Here is an 18,624-nt window from a genome sequence, read left to right on the forward strand (position 1 = left end):
GTTGTAGTTGGTCTGCGAGCCTGTAATGGATATCGGCCGGACTTGAGGTTTAATGCGTCCCCCGGCAAAAAATATTTCCAGTTGTGACCGGGTAGTCACAATCAATCAACGGCCTTGACTGCTGCCTTGGCGCCGAGCATAACCGCAGGTTTCACGGGAGCGCTCTGGCCCGGGGCATACAGCGCCTTGGCCGGCAGGTTGGGCAGCGCGACGCTCTCGGCCAGCCTCCTGCATCTGTAGGATGGCGAGGGTGCCGCAACCCGCCGATACTCGATTTCAGGCCCTGCCCACGTCTTCGCGACGTTCCGGTCCTTCACTACTTCGTGACGAAAATAATAAGAAAGTCGCACAGAGGTACACCCCAATGAGCGGTCATGATCATGGTCACGCCGGCCTGCTGGCAGCCTTCAGCGCGCTGACACTCGAACTGCAACGCCTGGCCCAGCACCAGGACATCGAAACCCTGCACCCGCACGCCCTGGCCCGTATCAGCCAGGTGCTGCCCTTTGACAGCGCCTGGTGGGGACGCGCCGCGCTGATCGACGGCTTGCCCGAGGAGCACAGTTCCTACCTGTATCACCTGCCGCCCAGCTACCTGCCGGACTGGCAGTCGATCCGCCATATCGACGTCACCGTGAGACGCGTGCACGCCTCCCCCGGGCAGGCAGTGATCATCGACATGCGCAATCCGGCCAATGGCCCCGGCCTGAACTGGCTGGGCGCGACCTATGACATCGGCGAGCTGATGTGCGTGGTCTACATCGATCCCCACACCCACCTCAGCGATCACCTGGCGCTGTACCGCAAGCCCGGTGCGCCGCGCTTTCGCGAGGACGACTGCCACTTGCTGAACAACATCATGCTGCACCTGGTGGCCGCGGTGTCGGCCAACCAGATCCGCACCCTGGTGGCCATGCGCGAAAAACTTACCCGCCCGCGCAACCTGGCACTGGCGGTCTGCGATCAGCGCGGCACCCTGCATTGCGCCGAGCGCGGGTTTGTCGACCTGCTGCTCAGCGAATGGCCGCAATGGAGCGGTCCGCAGTTACCGGTGGCACTGAATGGTGACGGCTTCGAAGGCAAGCATTTACAGGTCGAAGCCTCGGCCGTGGGCGACCTGTATCTGTTGGCTGCGCGCAACCGCAGCGTGCTGCCGCAGTTGAGCCCGCGAGAAAATGACGTCGCGCAATGCTTCGGCGACGGCAAGACCTACAAGGAAGTGGCCCGGGACCTGGGCATGTCGCCCAACACCGTGCGCCACCATATCCGCGCCATCTACAGCAAGCTCGGAGTCAAGGACAAGGCCCGCATCGCCCAGTTACTGCACGCCCCTCCCAGCTGATCTCCAGCGCTGATCCCGACTGATTTTTTGCTGCCACCCTGGCGGCCTCGGGCACCTTTTTGCCGGTTTTTTATCCCCCACTGCCACGTCATGGCGAGCTGCTCGCCGCACAACAACCTAAAACAGAGACGTAACGCCATGCACAGATTCACCACCTGCTCCACCGCCGTGGCCTTGACCACGGGGCTGTTGAGCCTGCAAGCCGGTGCCGCCGACCTTAACGCGCGGGATTTTTTTGGCGCGCCCTCGGGCACCACCCTGGGCGTGCTGTACTTGCCGACCACCCGCGCCGGCGACTTCCACGGCCCGGCTGACAGCACCGGCAAGGCCGAACTGCGGGTCAACGCCATGGCATACCGCCAGGTGTTTTTCAGCGACATCTGCGGCACCTTGTGCACCCCGCAATTCATCGTGCCCTTTGCCGACATCAACGCTCGCCTGCCCGGTGCCAGCCAGCACACCGGTGAAAGCGGCTTCGGCGATCCCCAGGTCGGCGGCACCCTGTTTTTCATCAACGACCCGGCATCGCGTACCTACAGCGGCCTGCTGACGCTGATCACCCTGCCCATAGGCGAGTACCACAGCCGGGACCCCGATGTGTCGCCGGGGGCCAACCGTTGGGGCGCGACCTTTGTTTACAACTACACCCAGGGCATCGGCGAAAAGTGGGTGCTGGAAGCCAACCTCGAAGCCCAGCTGTACGCCAAGAATGACGACTACTTTGGCAGCTCACTCAAGCAGGACCCGCTCTATCGGCTGCAAGCCTTCGCGTCCTATGACTTCACCCCGAGCACCTATGGCGCCCTGCGCCTGATCCACGCCGACGGCGGTGAACTGCGGATCAATGACCAGCGCATCGACGACACCCACAAGCGCTACACCCAGGTTGGCTTCGAGGTCGGCCATTGGCTGGATAAGCAAAACCAGCTGATGTTCAGCCTGTCGCAGAACGTTGCCACCGATAACGGTTACCACGGGACCGACGCCTTGCTGCGCCTGGTTCATGTGTTCTGAAGCGCCCTCCCGGAGCCTGTCCATGACCACTCACAGCCACACCTTGAACAGCGACCAGGGCTTGAGCGTCTCGCCCCTGGCCCGGTTGGCGGCGATTGTGCTGTTCGCCGCCATCGTCCCGACCATCCTCATGACCGCGCCGGCGATTGCGGCGCAGTTGGCCAGCCAGTGGCACCTGAGCCCGACGCAGATCGGCGACCTGTTCTCCACCGAGCTGGGCGCCATGAGCCTGGCTACCCTGCCCGCTCTATGGTGGCTCAAACGTTTCGACTGGCGCCGCGCCGCACTGCTGGCCGGCGTACTGTTTATTGCCGCCAACCTGCTATCGATGCTCGTCACGGATTACGGCGCGCTGCTGGCCCTGCGTTTTTGCAGCGCCCTGGCAGGCGGTTCGCTGATGATCATCTGCCTTTCCAGTGCGGCCTCCAGCGCCAACCCCAGCCGTGTCTATGGCCTATGGGTGATGGGGCAACTGGTGGTCGGCGCGCTGGGCTTGAGCATCCTGCCCCGGCTGTTCGAGCACTACGGTCTGGCCGCGTGCTACCTGATCCTCGCCGCACTGATGGCGCTGTTCCTGCCCCTGGCGCGCTATTTCCCCCAGGCTGCGCCGGCCGCCGCCCAGGCCGTGGAGCAAGGGCCGCAGCACTCAAAATGGCAGGCCGCCCTGGGCGTTCTCGGGATCCTCAGCTTCTACATCAGCCTCAGCGGGATCTGGACCTTTATCGGCTCGATCGGCGCCAAGGCCGGGATCACGGCGGAACACAGCGGTGAAATCCTCGCCATCGCCACCCTGATGGGCATCGTTGGGGCCGGCTGCGCCTCGTTGATCGGCAATCGTCTGCCACGCCAGCTGTTGCTGGTGCTGGGGTACGGGTTGATGGCCGGCTCGGTGCTGTTGCTTCTGGGCCAGCCGCCTCTGGCACGTTTTGCCCTGGCCGCGCTGGCGTTCAAGTTCACCTGGACCTTCATCCTGCCGCTGATCCTGGCGTGCCTGGCTGACCTGGATCGCTCGGGAAAACTGATGAACGCCTCGAACCTGGTGATCGGTGGCGGCCTGGCCATAGGCCCGGCTATCGCCGGGCGCCTGATCGAAAACAGCGCGAGTTTCTCCCCCCTGCTGATGGGCGGGGCCTGCATCACTTTGCTGTCCCTGGGGCTGATGCTGGCTTGCCGTGTGAAAACAATCCCCCAGGCATAACCCATGCTTCCCTTACCCCACTGGAGCACCGCGTCAATGACCCGTAAAACTGCTTTTTTCTTCGATGAACTCAGCCTCTGGCACAGCGCCGGGCTGCACGCCTTGACCTTGCCGGTCGGCGGCTGGGTGCAACCACCGGCCGCCGCCGGCCACGCCGAATCACCGGAAACCAAACGCCGGCTGAAAAGCCTGCTGGATGTGTCCGGGCTGACCCGTCAGCTGCACGTCCAGAGCGCCAGCGCCGCCAGCGAGGAAGATTTGCTGCGGGTGCACACCCCGGGCTACCTGCAGCGCTTCAAGGCCTTAAGTGACGCCGGGGGCGGCGAACTCGGGCCCCAGGCGCCCATCGGCCCGGGCAGCTACGAGATCGCTAAACTGTCCGCCGGGCTGGCCATGGCGGCGGTGGACCGGGTGCTGGCGGGCGAGTCCGACAACGCCTACTCGCTGTCCCGGCCTCCGGGCCACCACTGCCTGGCGGACGGCGCCATGGGTTTTTGTTTTCTGGCCAATATCGCCATCGCCATCGAAGCCGCCAAGGCTCGGCGCGGGTTGGGCAAGGTCGCGGTGATCGACTGGGATGTGCACCACGGCAACGGCACCCAATCGATATTTGAAGCGCGCGGCGACGTGCTGACGATATCGCTGCACCAGGACGGGTGCTTCCCGCCGGGCTACAGCGGTGAAGAAGATCGCGGCCGCGGGCCCGGGCTCGGCGCCAACCTCAATATTCCCCTGCCACCGGGCAGCGGGCATGAGGCCTATCTTCAGGCCATGCAGCGCCTGGTCATCCCGGCACTGGAGCGCTTCGAACCGGAGCTGATCATCGTCGCTTGCGGTTATGACGCCAACGCCGTCGACCCTCTGGCGCGCATGCTGTTGCACAGTGATTCGTTCCGCACCATGACCCGCCTGCTGCGCCAGGCCGCCGAACGTCTGTGCCAGGGCCGGCTGGTGCTGGTCCACGAGGGCGGCTACTCCGAGGCCTACGTGCCGTTCTGCGGGCTGGCGGTGATTGAGGAGTTGGCGGGCATCCGCACGGTGGTCAGCGATCCGATGCTGGAGTTCGTGCAGATGCAACAGCCCACTGCGGCGTTCCTGGCCTTTCAGCAGCAGTGGGTCGAACGCCAGGCAGCCGGCTGGGAACAGCACCAGGCCAATCTATAGCGGGCTGAAGGCTAGTCGCGGCTGTTCCACAGTGCTGGCCAGTCCCCGCTGCGCAGACCACTGCACAGCGGCATGCGGCGAAAATCCGTCAGCTGGAAACCCTGGCCGTCGAACGCCCACTGGCTCTGGTCGCCACAATCACCGATGCCGCGCAGCTTGTAAAACGTGCGCAGGAGCCCGGTCCTGGGGTCGTAGGACACTGCGCCGGAGTCCTCCACCTCGAACGGTGGCGGCTGGCGCTTCAGCGGTTGGACCTTGGCCGGGTTGCTGCGGGAACGACTGCCGATCTGGTAGTCGCAGTTATAGGCGGCGCACGCGCTGTAAAGCACCGTCAACGCCCGCTCTGCGGTGAGCGGATAGACCTCGACCCGGGGTTTATCGGCCTCGGCCATGGCGCCGGCCTGGTCCTTGAGCACCGCGGCGGTGATGCGTGCGCGTTCCTGATCGGTCAACGCCGGCGGCGGCGCAGCATAAGTACGCGGCGCTGGCGGCAACTGACGTGGTGGCAGCTCATTGGCCAGGCGCGGTCCGGGACGCATCAGAGCAGTCACGCCCTCCACCCGGCCCTGCACCGAGTCCATCAGCAGCAAGGCGGCCGACAAGCCGCTCAGGGACACGCTGGCCTGCGGGTCGCCGACCATCTGCAACCGCTGGGCGTTGCGCAGTTGCTGCAACCATTTGCGCCCATCGTCCTCCATGATCACGGCGTAGCTTTGCAGGTTGGCATCAGTGCCCTGGTCGTCCAGCTCCAACGTCATCCCGGCCTGCAACTCCAGGCTCAGGGGCTGGCCATCGAGCAACAGTTCGAAGCTGCCCAGCGCCGGCCCGCGATGATCGAGGCGCAGCCGCAGCGACTCTTGCGGCCCACTGCGGCGTGTGACGTGCAAGGTCAGGGAACTGTATTCCGAGCCCATCTGGCCGCTGGGCGCGCTGAGGGCATGGCAGTTGCGCAGGTTGTCACACGCGGTGAGCCACTCGCGGGTCTGGCGCAGCAGCGGCACCTCCTCCGCTGCCGCCCGGGCTTGGGCGACGCTGCCGAACAGCATCAGGGTCATCAGCGTGAGGCGCAGCATGGCGACGCTCCTTGTCGAGAAAAGGCGCGGATTCTCCCACGCCCGGCGCTGCACCAACAGCCCCGCACGCGCTAGGCCGAACGCTCGGCACGGTCCTGGCGCAGACGATATTCGCCCGGGGCGAGCTTGGCATTGCGCTGGAAAAAACGACTGAAATAGGCCGGGTCCTTGAACCCCAGCTGGTAGCAGATTTCGTTCACCGTGCTGGCGGTAAACAGCAACAGGCGCTTGGCCTCCTGCATCAGCCGCTCGTACACCAGGCGCTTGGACGGCAAGTCGGCGATGCGCCGGCACACATCATTCAGGCGCGCCTCGGTGACCCCGATCTGCCGGGCGTAGCGCGACAACGGCCAATGTTGCAGGTAGTGCGCCTCGATCAGCTCATTGAAGCGGTGGAAGATCTGCAAGTCTTCGTGGCGCGCCGGACGCGCCTCGAGGGAGTTGGCGGACAACCTGAGCAGGCTGATGAGGATCAGCCGGGTCAGGGCCAGCAGGGCCTGCTCGCGCCCGGGTGCCTGCTCGGCGGCCTCGCGTTGCAGTTCCTCGAACAGCAGGGACAGGCGTCGCGCCTCGGCGCCGAACTCCGGGCCCAGGCGTGCCAGGGCCACACAGGCCGGCGGTATCTGCGGGGCCGGCGCCAGGCTGCGGTCAGCCTCGATCAGTTCCCAGACCAACTGCTGGCGTACCGTCAGCACATGGCCTTCGCTGTCGGCTTCGGTCACGAAGGAATGGGGAACGGTCGGCGGCGTGATGAAGAACATCGGCCCCGACTCCAGGTACTGCTGGTCGTCGAGGTAGACCCGCACCGCACCACTTTGCACGTAGTGCACCTGGAAAAACCGGTCATGGCGATGCACCCGCATATTGCGTCCGAAAAAACCGGCGAGGTTGCTCAGCTTGTCGTAGTGCACCTGGGAGTCGGCATAACGCTGGTCGTAGACCTGCCCGATATTGATGTTGGGAATCGGTTGGCGATCGCTCATGAGCGGCTTCTCATTTTTATTTTCTGACCTTCGACGCGTCCACATCCTGCGTGATTCATGGCCCGTTCACCAGTACCGGACACCCGGACGATGGCCGACGCTTGACGATCGTTAACATATTAAATATAACGTTAACACATTAACGAAAACGACTCGCGGCTGACGCTCTTTCCGCGACGCTCATGGAGAAAACAACAATGAGTCGTGCACTGAACGACCTCGCCGGTGGCACCCTGTTCGGCGTGGCGCTGAACTACCAGGGCCTGCTGCAAGACCACCTGCAATCCTTCACCCAGCCGCCCTACCAGAAGCCACCGGTCAAGCCGGTGCTGTTCATCAAGACGCCCAATACCCGCAACGCCGACGGCCAGCCCGTGGTGTACCCCAAGGGGGTCGAACGCCTGCAGCCGGGCCCGGCACTGGGGGTGGTGATCGGCAAGAGTGCCAGCCGCGTCAGCCTGGAAAACGCCATGCAACACGTGGCCGGCTACACCATCGTCAATGAGTTCAGCCTGCCGGAAGACAGTTACTACCGCCCTGCCGTCAAGGCTAAATGCCGTGACGGCTTTTGCCCGCTCGGCCCGGAGCTGGTGCCTGCCGATCAGGTCAGCGACCCCCACGCCTTGAGCCTCAAGCTGTTCGTCAACGGCGAACTGGTGCAGGAAAACAGCACCGCGAACTTCGTGCGCAGCATCCCGCAGTTGATCGTCGAACTCAGCGAGTTCATGACCTTGCATGCGGGCGATGTGCTGATCACCGGCACCCCCGAAGGCCGCGTCGACGTGCGGCCCGGTGACCGGGTCGAGGTGGACATCAGCGGCCTGGGCCGGCTGTCCAACACCATCGTTGCCGAATAAGGAACTGACATGAAACACGCACGCATCCGTTTCCAGGGGCAGGTCCACCACGCCGTGGTCACTGCTACCGACTCTCTGACCCTGGCCGACGGCCGGGTGGTCGCCGCGGACCAGGTGGAGTGGCTGCCACCGGCCACCGGCAGCATGTTTGCCCTGGGCCTGAACTACGCCGACCACGCCGCCGAACTGGCATTCAAGCCGCCGACCGAACCCCTGGCCTTCATCAAGTCACCCGGGACCTACACCGGTCACAACCAGGTGACCTGGCGCCCGGACAATGTCGCCTACATGCACTACGAGTGCGAGTTGGTGGCGGTCATCGGCAAGACCGCACGCAACGTCAAGCGTGCAGACGCCCTGGACTATCTCGCGGGCTACACGGTGTGCAACGACTACGCGATCCGCGACTACCTCGAGAACTACTACCGGCCCAACCTGCGGGTAAAAAACCGCGACGCCACCACCCCGGTCGGCCCGTGGATCGTCGATGTGGCCGACGTGCCTGACCCGTCCAACCTCAAGCTGCGGACCTGGGTCAATGGCGAGCTGCGCCAGGAAGGCAGCACCGCCGACATGATTTTCGACATCCCTTACCTGATCGAGTACCTCTCCAGCTTCATGACCCTGCAACCCGGCGACATGATCGCCACCGGCACCCCCGAAGGCCTGTCCGACGTGGTACCCGGCGATGAAGTGGTGGTGGAAGTCGAAGGCGTTGGGCGCCTGGTCAACCGCATCGTCAGTGAAACCGATTTTTTCGCCAGCCTTGCCCTCAATCACCCGGCTCGCGCGGCCAAGGAGCATGCATAAATGATCAAACACTGGATCAACGGCCGTGAGGTCGAAAGCCAAGACGTGTTCACCAACTACAACCCGGCTACCGGTGAAGCCATCGGCGAAGTCGCCAGTGGCGGCGCCGAGGAAGTGGCCCAGGCGGTCGCGGCGGCCAAGGAAGCCTTTCCGAAATGGGCCAACACCCCGGCCAAGGAGCGCGCGCGGCTGATGCGCAAGCTCGGCGAACTGATCGAACAAAACGTGCCGCACCTGGCAGAGCTGGAAACCCTCGACACCGGCTTGCCGATTCACCAGACCAAAAACGTGCTGATCCCCCGCGCCTCCCACAACTTCGACTTCTTTGCCGAAGTCTGCACCCGCATGGACGGTCACAGTTATCCGGTCGATGACCAGATGCTCAACTACACCCTGTACCAGCCGGTGGGCGTATGCGCCCTGGTGTCGCCGTGGAACGTACCGTTCATGACCGCCACCTGGAAGACCGCGCCATGCCTGGCACTGGGCAATACTGCGGTGCTGAAGATGTCAGAGTTGTCGCCACTGACGGCCAATGAGCTGGGGCGCCTGGCCCATGAAGCCGGGATCCCGGCCGGGGTGCTGAACATCGTCCAGGGCTATGGCGCCACCGCTGGCGACGCCCTGGTTCGCCACCCAGACGTGCGGGCCATTTCCTTTACCGGCGGCACCGCCACCGGCAAGAAGATCATGCAGACCGCCGGGCTGAAAAAGTACTCCATGGAGCTGGGCGGCAAGTCGCCGGTGCTGATTTTTGAAGACGCCGATCTTGAGCGTGCGCTGGACGCTGCACTGTTCACCATTTTCTCCCTCAACGGCGAGCGTTGCACCGCCGGGAGCCGGGTGTTCATCCAGGAAAGCGTCTACCCCGAGTTCATCAAGGAGTTCGCCGCCCGTGCCAAGCGCCTGATCGTCGGCGACCCGCAGGACCCCAAGACCCAGGTCGGCTCGATGATCACCCAAGCCCATTACGACAAGGTCACCGGCTACATCAAGATCGGTCTCGAAGAAGGCGCCACCCTCCTCGCCGGCGGCCTGGAGCGTCCGGCCAACCTGCCGGCGCACCTGAGCCGCGGCCAGTTTATCCAGCCGACGGTGTTTGCCGACGTCAATAACAAGATGCGCATCGCCCAGGAGGAAATCTTCGGCCCGGTGGTGTGCCTGATCCCGTTCAAGGACGAAGCCGAGGCGCTGCAACTGGCCAACGATACCGAATACGGCCTGGCGTCCTATATCTGGACCCAGGACATCGGCAAGGCCCACCGCCTGGCCCGTGGCATCGAGGCCGGCATGGTGTTCATCAACAGCCAGAACGTACGCGACCTGCGCCAGCCATTCGGCGGCATCAAGGGCTCAGGCACCGGCCGTGAAGGCGGTGAGTACAGCTTCGAAGTCTTTGCCGAGATCAAGAACGTCTGCCTTTCCATGGGCAGCCACCACATCCCGCGCTGGGGCGTGTAAGGTTTTGCACAGTCTGTAGCCGCTGCATGCCCCAGCGCAGCCAGGGGCTCCGGCTACAGGTCGAACAATAAGATGTTTCAGGAGAAGCACCATGGGCGAAGTCGTTCTAGCCGCCAAGGTCTGTCACGTTCCATCGATGTACCTGTCCGAACTGCCGGGCAAGCACCACGGTTGCCGCGAAGCGGCGATTGCCGGGCACAAGGAAATCGCCCGCCGCGCGCGGGAGCTGGGGGCCGATACCGCGGTGGTGTTCGACGTGCACTGGCTGGTCAACAGCGGTTACCACGTCAATTGCGGTGAGCATTTCCAGGGCACCTACACCAGCAACGAGCTGCCGCACTTCATCAAGAACATGACGTATGACTACCAGGGTTGCACCGAGCTGGGCGAGTTGATCGCGGCCGAAGCCGTGGCCGCCGATGTACGCACCCTGGCCCACAACATTCCCAGCCTGGAGCTGGAGTACGGCACCTTGGTCCCGATGCGCTACATGCACATGGACGTGCCGCCGGAACAGCACTTCAAAGTGGTGTCGATTGCCGCCTGGTGCGCCTGGCACACCCTCCAGGACAGCTTCACCTTCGGCGCCGCTGTGCGCCGCGCCATCGAAAAGAGCGATCGCAAGGTGCTGGTGCTGGCCTCGGGCTCGCTGTCCCATCGCTTTTCAGACGACCGAGTGGCTGAAGCCAATATCCATAGCTGGACCCGGGAGTTCGACAAACAGGTGGATATGCGGGTGGTGGAGCTGTGGCAGCAAGGGCGCTTTCGCGAGTTCTGCGCGATGCTGCCGGATTACGCCGAACACTGCTATGGCGAAGGCAAGATGCACGACACCGCGATGTTGCTTGGCCTGCTGGGCGGGCCCGAATACAACAAACCGGCGCAGATCATCACCCCGCCATTCGGCAGCTCCGGCACCGGCCAGATCAACGCCATTTTCGAGGTTTGAAGCAGCGCCAAACCACAGGCTGCAAGCCGCAGGAAAACTCCTGCCGCTTGCAGCTTCAAGTTTGCAGCTGCCTCCAAAGGAGGTTCCATGCCGCATTTCGTTGCTGAATACACCGACAACATCGAACAGGCCGCCGACTTGCCGGCCCTGTTCGAGAAGGTCCATCACTACCTGGGCGCCAGTGGCGTGTTCCCACTGGGCGGTATCCGCAGCCGTGGCGTGCGCCTGGACACCTGGCGCATGGCCGATGGCAAGCACGATTACGCCTTTGTCCATATGCGCTTACAGGTCGGTGCCGGGCGCGACCTGGCCACCCGACGCCAGGTGGCCGAGGACCTGTTCGAGATCATCAAGGGCCATTTCGCGAAGCTCCAGGCCCAGCGCCTGCTGGCGTTGTCATTCGAGATGACCGAGCTGGATGCCGAGCTCAACTTCAAGCACAACAACGTGCACGAGTTTCTCAAGAACCAGGCCTGACAGCGCCCCCTAGCCAAACCGCAGACGGTGCCCCGGATGTTCATCCAGCGGGCCTGAACCTGTCGCGCAATAGGTATACGCCCGCAGCCTTCTCGCCGTGGGTATGGGGAGCCTTTGTCCCGGCTTTAAGCAAAATAACAATAAGGAGATCACTCCCAATGCCCGGCTCGACACTTGCCATGAACACCGCAACAGCAGTCAACGACACCTACCGTCAGATCACCTGGCGCCTGATGCCGCTGCTGTTTACCTGTTATATCTTCGCCCACCTGGACCGCATCAATATCGGCTTCGCCAAGCTGCAGATGACCCAGGACCTGGGGTTCAGCGACAGCGTCTACGGCTTTGGCGCCGGGCTGTTTTTCATTGCCTACGCGTTGTTTGGCGTGCCGAGCAACCTGGCCCTGGACCGGGTCGGCCCCCGGCGCTGGATCGCAACCCTGATGGTGGTCTGGGGTCTGCTGTCGGCAAGCATGCTGTTGATCGACAGCGCGCTCGGCTTCTATGTCCTGCGCTTTCTGCTGGGGGTCGCCGAGGCCGGCTTCTTCCCGGGCATCCTGGTCTTGCTCAACCGCTGGTTCCCGGCCGGTAAACGCGGGCAGGTCACGGCCCTGTTCGCCATTGCCGTGCCCATGGCCGGGGTCATCGGCGGACCGTTGTCGGGCTGGATTCTCGAAGGCTTCCATGATTTCGGCGGCCTGCGGGGCTGGCAATGGATGTTCCTGATCGAAGGCCTGCCTGTGGTGTTTCTCGGCTTGGTGGTACTCAAGGCCCTGCCGGAAAGCATCGATCAGGTCAGCTGGCTCAGCCCGCAACAGAAGCAACAATTGCACGCTGCGCTCAAGCAGGAAGAGCAGCACAAGTCGATCACCAGCTTCGGCGGGATCCTCAAGGACAAATACATCTGGCTGCTGGTGTGCATCTACTTCGCGGTGATGCTGGCGGTGAATACCATCGCCTTCTGGATGCCGACCCTGATCCACCACGCCGGCATCGCCCGCGACAGCAGCGTCGGCATGCTCAGTGCCCTGCCCTACCTGGCCGGCTGCCTGTTCATGATTGGCATCGGGCGCTCTTCGGATCGCCTGCGCGAACGCCGCTGGCACCTCAGCGTGCCGCTGCTGATGTCGAGCCTGGGCTTGGTCCTCACCGGCCTGGCGCCGGACAACGCCTGGCTGGTCATGGGCGGCCTGATGATCGCCGGCATGGGCGCCAGCGCTGCCCTGCCGATGTTCTGGCAACTGCCCCCGGCCTTTCTGGCCAGCAGCACCCAGGCGGCCGGCATCGCGATGATCAGCTCGTTTGGCAGCATTGCCTCGTTCCTCGCGCCGTACCTGATCGGCGTTGTCCGCGACGCCACCCAAAGTGCCAGCCTGGCGCTGTATGCCCTGGCCCTGCTGATCGCCTGCGGCGCCTGGCTGGTGCTGCGGGTGCCCGCCCTTATTGTCAATCCACGAGAGAAATAATCATGCTCAGCACCTCGGACATTCAACAGGCCGCCGCCCGCCTCGACGCGGCCGAGCGCAGCCGGGAACAGATCGGCCAACTGTCGCTGCAATTCCCCGGCATCACCCTCGAAGACGCTTACGCCATCCAGCGCTGCTGGGTCGAGCAGAAGATCCGCGACGGTCGCAAGCTGGTCGGGCACAAGATCGGCCTAACCTCGCGCGCCATGCAGGTGTCGTCGAACATCACCGAGCCGGACTTCGGCGCGCTGCTCGACGACATGCTGTTCGATGAAGGCAGCGACATCCCCTTCGAGCGCTTTATCGTGCCGCGGGTCGAAGTGGAGCTGGCGTTTATCCTCGGCAAACCCCTCAAGGGCCCGAATTGCACGCTGTTCGATGTTCTCGATGCCACTGAATGGGTGATTCCGGCGCTGGAGATCATCGACGCGCGAATCCAGCAGCTTGATCCGCAGACCCAGGTCACGCGCAAGGTGTTCGACACCATTTCCGACAATGCGGCCAACGCCGGGGTGGTGATGGGCGGCCGCGCAGTGCGGCCTGGCGATATTGACCTGCGCAAAGTGCCCGCGGTGCTGTACCGCAACGGGGTGATCGAAGAGTCCGGGGTCTCGGCGGCGGTGCTCAACCACCCGGCCAAAGGCGTGGCCTGGCTGGCCAACAAACTGGCGGCCTATGACGTTGGCCTTGAAGCCGGGCAGATCATCCTCGGCGGCTCGTTCACCCGGCCGGTGGCAGCGCGCCCCGGCGATACCTTCCATGTCGACTACGATCAACTCGGCTCCATCGCCTGCCGTTTTGTCTGAGGACGCTGCCATGCAATTGCCAGTCAACACCTTCAAACAACGCCTGCTCCAGGCCGAGCCACAGATTGGTCTGTGGCTTGGTCTGGCCAATGCCTACTGTGCCGAACTGGCGGCCAATGCCGGTTTCGACTGGCTGCTGCTCGACGCCGAGCACGCCCCCAACGACTTGCGCAGCCTGCTCGCCCAGCTCCAGGCGATTGCGCCCTATCCGTCGCAAGCCATCATTCGCCCGCCGATTGGCGACACTGCGCTGATCAAGCAGTTACTCGATATCGGCGCCCAGACCCTGCTGGTGCCGATGGTCGAGACTGCCGCCCAGGCGCAGCAACTGGTGCGTGCCATGCGCTATCCGCCGCAAGGTGTGCGCGGTGTCGGCAGCGCTTTGGCCCGGGCGTCGCGCTGGAACAGCATCCCCGGCTACCTGGATCAGGCCGATGAACAGATGTGCCTGCTGGTGCAGATCGAAAACCTCGAAGGCCTGGCCAACCTGGATGCGATTGCCGCCGTGGCCGGCGTCGACGGGTTGTTTATCGGTCCGGCGGACCTCTCGGCCGCCATGGGCCATCGCGGCAACCCGGGGCATCCCGATGTGGCTGCCGCGATAGAAGATGCAATCCGGCGGGTTCGCCAGGCCGGCAAGGCAGTGGGAATTCTCAGTGCCGACCCGACACTGGCGCGACGTTATATCGAGCTGGGGGCACACTTTGTCGCGGTCGGAGTGGACACCACTGTCCTGATGAAAGGCCTGCAAAGCCTGGCCGGACAGTACAAGGGCCATGTCGCACCGACCAGTGGTGGTGGGGTTTACTGAGGTTCCTGGCGCTCCCCGCCAGGTGCGATGGGCGCTGACTCGACAAACAACGCTGAACCCGCGAAAGCTGTCTCGGGTTCAGCGCAATCGACAGCTCAGTTGACCTTTTGCGCCGCCAGCCGCCACAACCGGGCAATCGCCTCGGCGCGCTCGCTCAAGAGCCGTGGAGCCTCGGCGCAAGCCTGCTCCAGGGTCATGGGCCCGGAAGCCAGGGCGAACGCGGCCTCGACACCGTGCTGGTACATTTGCTCATACCCTTGGCCCAAAGTGCCCGCGAGCACAATCACCGGCACGCCATGCTGCCGGGCCACCCGAGCTACGCCGAAAGGCGTTTTACCACGCAGGGTCTGGGCATCGAACCGGCCTTCGCCGGTGATCACCAGGTCGGCGCCACGCACCGCCTGCTCCAGGCCTACCAGTTCGGCCACCACCTCCACCCCGGGACGAAACTGCGCGCCGAGAAATGCCTTGGCCGCGAACCCCAGGCCACCAGCAGCGCCACTGCCCGGTTCGTCCCGCACGTCCCGAGGCAAGACGTGCGCGCAGTGATCGGCAAAATGCCCCAGGGCCCGGTCCAGTTGCTGCACCTGTTGTGGCGAAGCGCCTTTTTGCGGGCCGAAGATCGCCGACGCACCGTGCTCGCCACACAGAGGATTGTTCACGTCTGCGGCTATCTCAAAACGGACCTGGGCCAGGCGTGGGTCCAGGCCTTCAAGATCGATCCGGGCCAATGCGTCCAGCGCCAGGCCGCCGCGGGCCAGGGTTTGGCCCTGGTCGTCGAGCAGTTTCAAGCCCAGCGCCTGCAAGGCGCCGGCACCGCCATCATTGGTGGCGCTGCCGCCAATCGCCAGGATAATCCGCTGGGCACCGGCGTCCAGCGCGGCCAGGATCAACTCGCCGGTGCCGAACGTGCTGCTGGTGCACGCATCTCGCTGACCTACAGGAACCAACTGCAAACCGCTGGCCTCGGCCATTTCGATAATGGCCGTGTGGCTTGCCGCCAACCAACCCCAATGCGCTTCAACCGAAGTACCCAGCGGTCCTTGCACCGCAGTGGTCCTCAATTCGCCCTCACAGGCGGCCAGAACCGACTCCACCGTACCTTCACCGCCATCGGCCATCGGGCACAGCACCAACTGCGCCTCGGGCCAGACCCGGGTCAGGCCTTCGGCAATGGCCGCGGCGACCCCTTCGGCACTCAGGCTGTCCTTGAACGAGTCGGGGGCGATGATGATTTTCATAGGCTATCTCCAGTTCTTATGCGGCCCATGCTGCCACTTGGCGACAGTGCTGACGCCTGTCCGCTGCACAAGAGTGCATGGGCTTTATTGTTCATTGTTACAACAGCGGCCAGCACTGGCTTGAAACATGACATCCCGCGGCGCCGATGCTGGCCAGCGCAGCCTCGCGGGTTCGGCAACGGCTACGGGGATTCCGGGGATTGGGGGGCGGTGGTGTGTGGCAGCAGTTGCACGCCCAGGTACAGGGCGAGCATGCCGTCCAGGCGCAGGGGGTCGACGCCGCTGAGTTCGGCGATGCGCTCCATGCGATAGCGCAGGCTGTTGCGGTGGATACCTAGGGCGTCGGCGCAGGCCTGGCTCTGGCCGTCGTGTTCGCACCAACTGCGCAAGGTCGCCAGTAACTGGCCATTGCCGTCCTTGGCAAGCACCTTGCGCAATGGGTTGAGCAACTCATCCAGAGCGTCGTCGTTTCGATGCCGCCAGAGCATGACCGGCAGTCGAAAGCGGTTCAGGGTCAGCAACCGGGCATGCGGCAGCAGGTCTCGGCCGTAAGCCAGCAAATCGCTGACCCGCCGGTAGCAGCGCCGCAACCCGGCCAACCCATCCGCTTGGCCACCCACGGCAATCCGCAAAATGTTCCAACCCAGGCCGTCGAGTTTTTCCAGCAGCCGCTGGTTGTCCACCGTCAAGGTGGCGGGCCGGCACCAGAGCAGCGACGTTTGGGCCGAGCTGACGCACCAACTGTCCGGGTAACGCGATATCAGCCAGGCACTCAAGGCTTCGGCGGTTTGCCCGACACCGTGTTCCAGGCCCAGTTCGAACAGATACGGGGTGCGCGCCAGCTGGGGTTTGAGGCCCATCTGCTGGGCTTCGTCTGCCAGCCGTGGCGAATCCCCCTCATCGCTGAGCAACAGCGCCAGCAAATCATCGCAACGCTGGCGTCGCCATTGCTGTTCGGCCTGCTGATGGCGCTGGCCTACCAGCATTTCGGCGGTCATCTGCACCAGGGCGGCGTAGGTGCGCAGCAGTTCCGGTTCGCCGGTGATGCCCAGCACGCCGATCAACCTCTGGTCATGCAGCAAGGGCAAGTTGATGCCCGGCTGCACGCCCTTGAGGTGCTTGGCGGTCTGTGCGTCGATTTCCACCACCCGACCGTTGGCCAGCACCAGTTGCGCGCCTTCATGGCGAGTGTTGATGCGCTCGGGCTCGCCACTGCCGAGGATCAGGCCCTGGCTGTCCATGACATTGACGTTGTACGGCAGAATCGCCATCGTCCGGTCGACAATATCCTGTGCCAGGTCATGGTCCAGTTCGAACATAGCAGCGTGTTCCTTGAAGGCGGGCCACCAACAGGCCCGTGGGGTTGTTCAGCAGCACAGGGTTAGCCTGCAAACCCTGTGCGTGGGCACAAAGACAGCAGCCGGGGCTGTGGTCGAGACTCTCAGGGCGATCAACGTTACCCTTGCATCGCAAAAAATCATAATAAAGAGAGACCCGCCATGTCACAGAGCGCCGCCGCTACCCTGGCCACCGATGACGACAAAAATGCCGTCTACAAGCGCATTACCCTGCGCCTGATCCCCTTCATCTTCATCTGCTACCTGTTCAACTACCTCGACCGGGTCAACGTTGGATTCGCCAAGCTGCAGATGCTCGATGCCCTGAAATTCAGCGAAACCGTGTACGGCCTGGGTGCCGGGATTTTCTTTATCGGCTATGTGCTGTGCGGCGTGCCGAGCAACCTGGCGCTGAACAAGTTTGGCCCCCGGCGCTGGATCGCGCTGATGATGATCACCTGGGGCACCCTCTCCACCTGCCTGCTGTTCGTCACCACGCCGACCGGCTTCTACACCCTGCGCCTGTTCACCGGCGCTGCCGAAGCCGGCTTCTTCCCGGGAGTGGTGCTGTACCTCTCGCAATGGTTCCCAAGCTTTCGCCGTGGCCGAATCATGGCCCTGTTCATGTCCGCGATCCCGGTCTCGGGCCTGCTGGGCAGCCCGTTTTCCGGGTGGATCCTCAACCACTTCGCCGCCGGTCAGGGCGGCCTTGCCGGCTGGCAGTGGATGTTCCTGCTGCAAGGCATACCGACCGTGATCCTCGGCGCGCTGGCGTTCTTCCTGCTCAGCGACAACTTCGCCAGTGCCCAGTGGCTGACGCCTAAAGAGCGCGCGGTGCTCGAAGCGGACCAGGCCCAGGACGCGGCCAGCAAACCCAGGACGGCCACCGATTCACTGGCCGCGGTGTTCAGAAACCCGGCGATCTGGGCGTTCGGCCTGATCTACTTCTGCATCCAGAGCGGGGTGTATGCGATCAACTTCTGGCTGCCGTCGATCATCAAGAACCTGGGGTTCAGCGACAACCTGGTCATCGGCTGGCTAAGCGCAATCCCTTACCTGCTGGCCGCTGTGTTCATGTTGCTGGTGGGGCGTTCTGCGGACTTGCGTAAAGAACGCCGCTGGCACCTGGTGGTACCGATGCTGATGGGCGCCGTCGGCCTGCTGATTGCTGTCAACTTTGCCGCCAGCCCGGTGCTGGCCATCCTCGGCCTGACCATCGCCACCATGGGCGCCCTCACCGGCCTGCCGATGTTCTGGCCGGTGCCGACCGCACTCCTCAGCGCCGGCGCTGCCGCCGGTGGCCTCGCGCTGATCAACTCCATGGGTCAGATGGCCGGTTTCCTCAGCCCGTACCTGGTGGGCTGGGTCAAAGACACCACCGGCTCTACCAACCTGGCGCTGTACCTGCTGGCAGGCGTGATCATTGGCGGCAGCCTGCTGGCCCTGCGCATGACCCGCAACCTGCGCAACAGCTGATTGCGCACGCGGGGCGCCGGGTTTTTTCAAATCCGGCGCCCCCCCTCGCAAGCGAATCCAGGGCCGGATAATGCCCGCGCACCCGGCCCCTAACGCCGTCTGGCCCCTTCTGCGCGCCAACACGCCGCAGCCTCCCAACGCCGATTCAGTTTGCCCAAG

General features: G+C 63.9%; 17 protein-coding genes. 13 read left to right on the top strand and 4 right to left on the bottom strand.

The window, feature by feature from the left end:
* The first annotated feature begins 364 nt into the window (after window positions 1-364).
* From MF4836_RS27470 to MF4836_RS27485, 4 genes are all read left to right on the top strand, one after another.
* Window positions 365-1,342: a helix-turn-helix transcriptional regulator gene (locus MF4836_RS27470; RefSeq protein WP_078472983.1), complete on the top strand. Its 978-nt coding sequence runs from the start codon at window positions 365-367 to the stop codon at window positions 1,340-1,342.
* Between the two features lie 138 nt (window positions 1,343-1,480).
* A complete protein-coding gene (locus MF4836_RS27475; RefSeq protein WP_078472984.1) occupies window positions 1,481-2,356 on the top strand; it encodes a transporter in 876 nt (291 codons plus the stop codon).
* A 22-nt stretch (window positions 2,357-2,378) separates the two neighbouring features.
* Window positions 2,379-3,554 (top strand): MFS transporter, encoded by a 1,176-nt coding sequence (locus MF4836_RS27480; RefSeq protein ID WP_078472985.1) that lies wholly within the window; start codon window positions 2,379-2,381, stop codon window positions 3,552-3,554.
* Window positions 3,555-3,590: 36 nt separating this feature from the next.
* Window positions 3,591-4,718, top strand: a complete 1,128-nt coding sequence (locus MF4836_RS27485) for a class II histone deacetylase (RefSeq protein WP_078472986.1) — start codon at window positions 3,591-3,593, stop codon at window positions 4,716-4,718.
* Between the two features lie 11 nt (window positions 4,719-4,729).
* On the opposite strand, the gene MF4836_RS27490 is transcribed toward MF4836_RS27485, so the two are convergent.
* Entirely contained in the window at window positions 4,730-5,791 is a 1,062-nt protein-coding gene (locus MF4836_RS27490) for a DUF1176 domain-containing protein (RefSeq protein WP_078472987.1), read from the bottom strand.
* A 71-nt stretch (window positions 5,792-5,862) separates the two neighbouring features.
* Complete coding sequence (gene hpaA / locus MF4836_RS27495) at window positions 5,863-6,774, bottom strand: 4-hydroxyphenylacetate catabolism regulatory protein HpaA (protein ID WP_020294628.1); 912 nt, start codon at window positions 6,772-6,774, stop codon at window positions 5,863-5,865.
* Window positions 6,775-6,971: 197 nt separating this feature from the next.
* Between hpaA and MF4836_RS27500 the strand changes: the two genes are divergently transcribed.
* The 8 genes from MF4836_RS27500 (at window position 6,972) to hpaI (ending at window position 14,411) form a co-directional block, all read left to right on the top strand.
* The gene (locus tag MF4836_RS27500) at window positions 6,972-7,631 is read left to right on the top strand and encodes a fumarylacetoacetate hydrolase family protein (protein WP_078472988.1); all 660 of its coding nucleotides are present in this window, start codon (window positions 6,972-6,974) and stop codon (window positions 7,629-7,631) included.
* A gap of 9 nt (window positions 7,632-7,640) precedes the next feature.
* A complete protein-coding gene (locus MF4836_RS27505; RefSeq protein ID WP_078472989.1) occupies window positions 7,641-8,441 on the top strand; it encodes a fumarylacetoacetate hydrolase family protein in 801 nt (266 codons plus the stop codon).
* Window positions 8,442-9,902 (top strand): 5-carboxymethyl-2-hydroxymuconate semialdehyde dehydrogenase, encoded by a 1,461-nt coding sequence (gene hpaE / locus MF4836_RS27510; RefSeq protein ID WP_020294631.1) that lies wholly within the window; start codon window positions 8,442-8,444, stop codon window positions 9,900-9,902. It begins immediately after the preceding gene.
* A gap of 91 nt (window positions 9,903-9,993) precedes the next feature.
* The gene (gene hpaD / locus MF4836_RS27515; protein ID WP_020294632.1) at window positions 9,994-10,851 is read left to right on the top strand and encodes a 3,4-dihydroxyphenylacetate 2,3-dioxygenase; all 858 of its coding nucleotides are present in this window, start codon (window positions 9,994-9,996) and stop codon (window positions 10,849-10,851) included.
* Between the two features lie 87 nt (window positions 10,852-10,938).
* A complete protein-coding gene (locus MF4836_RS27520; protein ID WP_078472990.1) occupies window positions 10,939-11,328 on the top strand; it encodes a 5-carboxymethyl-2-hydroxymuconate Delta-isomerase in 390 nt (129 codons plus the stop codon).
* Window positions 11,329-11,486: 158 nt separating this feature from the next.
* Entirely contained in the window at window positions 11,487-12,794 is a 1,308-nt protein-coding gene (locus tag MF4836_RS27525; RefSeq protein WP_078472991.1) for an MFS transporter, read from the top strand.
* 2 nt (window positions 12,795-12,796) lie between these two features.
* Window positions 12,797-13,600: a 2-oxo-hept-4-ene-1,7-dioate hydratase gene (hpaH, locus tag MF4836_RS27530; protein ID WP_078472992.1), complete on the top strand. Its 804-nt coding sequence runs from the start codon at window positions 12,797-12,799 to the stop codon at window positions 13,598-13,600.
* A gap of 10 nt (window positions 13,601-13,610) precedes the next feature.
* Complete coding sequence (hpaI, locus tag MF4836_RS27535; protein WP_078472993.1) at window positions 13,611-14,411, top strand: 4-hydroxy-2-oxoheptanedioate aldolase; 801 nt, start codon at window positions 13,611-13,613, stop codon at window positions 14,409-14,411.
* Window positions 14,412-14,506: 95 nt separating this feature from the next.
* Here the strand turns inward: hpaI and MF4836_RS27540 are convergent, their stop codons facing one another.
* Window positions 14,507-15,652, bottom strand: coding sequence for a glycerate kinase (locus MF4836_RS27540; protein ID WP_078472994.1), 1,146 nt, complete (start codon window positions 15,650-15,652; stop codon window positions 14,507-14,509).
* A gap of 182 nt (window positions 15,653-15,834) precedes the next feature.
* Window positions 15,835-16,971, bottom strand: a complete 1,137-nt coding sequence (locus tag MF4836_RS27545; protein ID WP_078472995.1) for a sugar diacid recognition domain-containing protein — start codon at window positions 16,969-16,971, stop codon at window positions 15,835-15,837.
* A gap of 180 nt (window positions 16,972-17,151) precedes the next feature.
* On the opposite strand from MF4836_RS27545, the gene MF4836_RS27550 reads away from it, so the two are divergent.
* On the top strand, window positions 17,152-18,465 hold the full coding sequence (locus MF4836_RS27550) for an MFS transporter (RefSeq protein WP_078472996.1): 1,314 nt from the start codon (window positions 17,152-17,154) through the stop codon (window positions 18,463-18,465).
* Window positions 18,466-18,624: the final 159 nt, after the last annotated feature.

This window comes from Pseudomonas sp. MF4836 (assembly GCF_002018875.1).
Taxonomy (GTDB): domain Bacteria; phylum Pseudomonadota; class Gammaproteobacteria; order Pseudomonadales; family Pseudomonadaceae; genus Aquipseudomonas.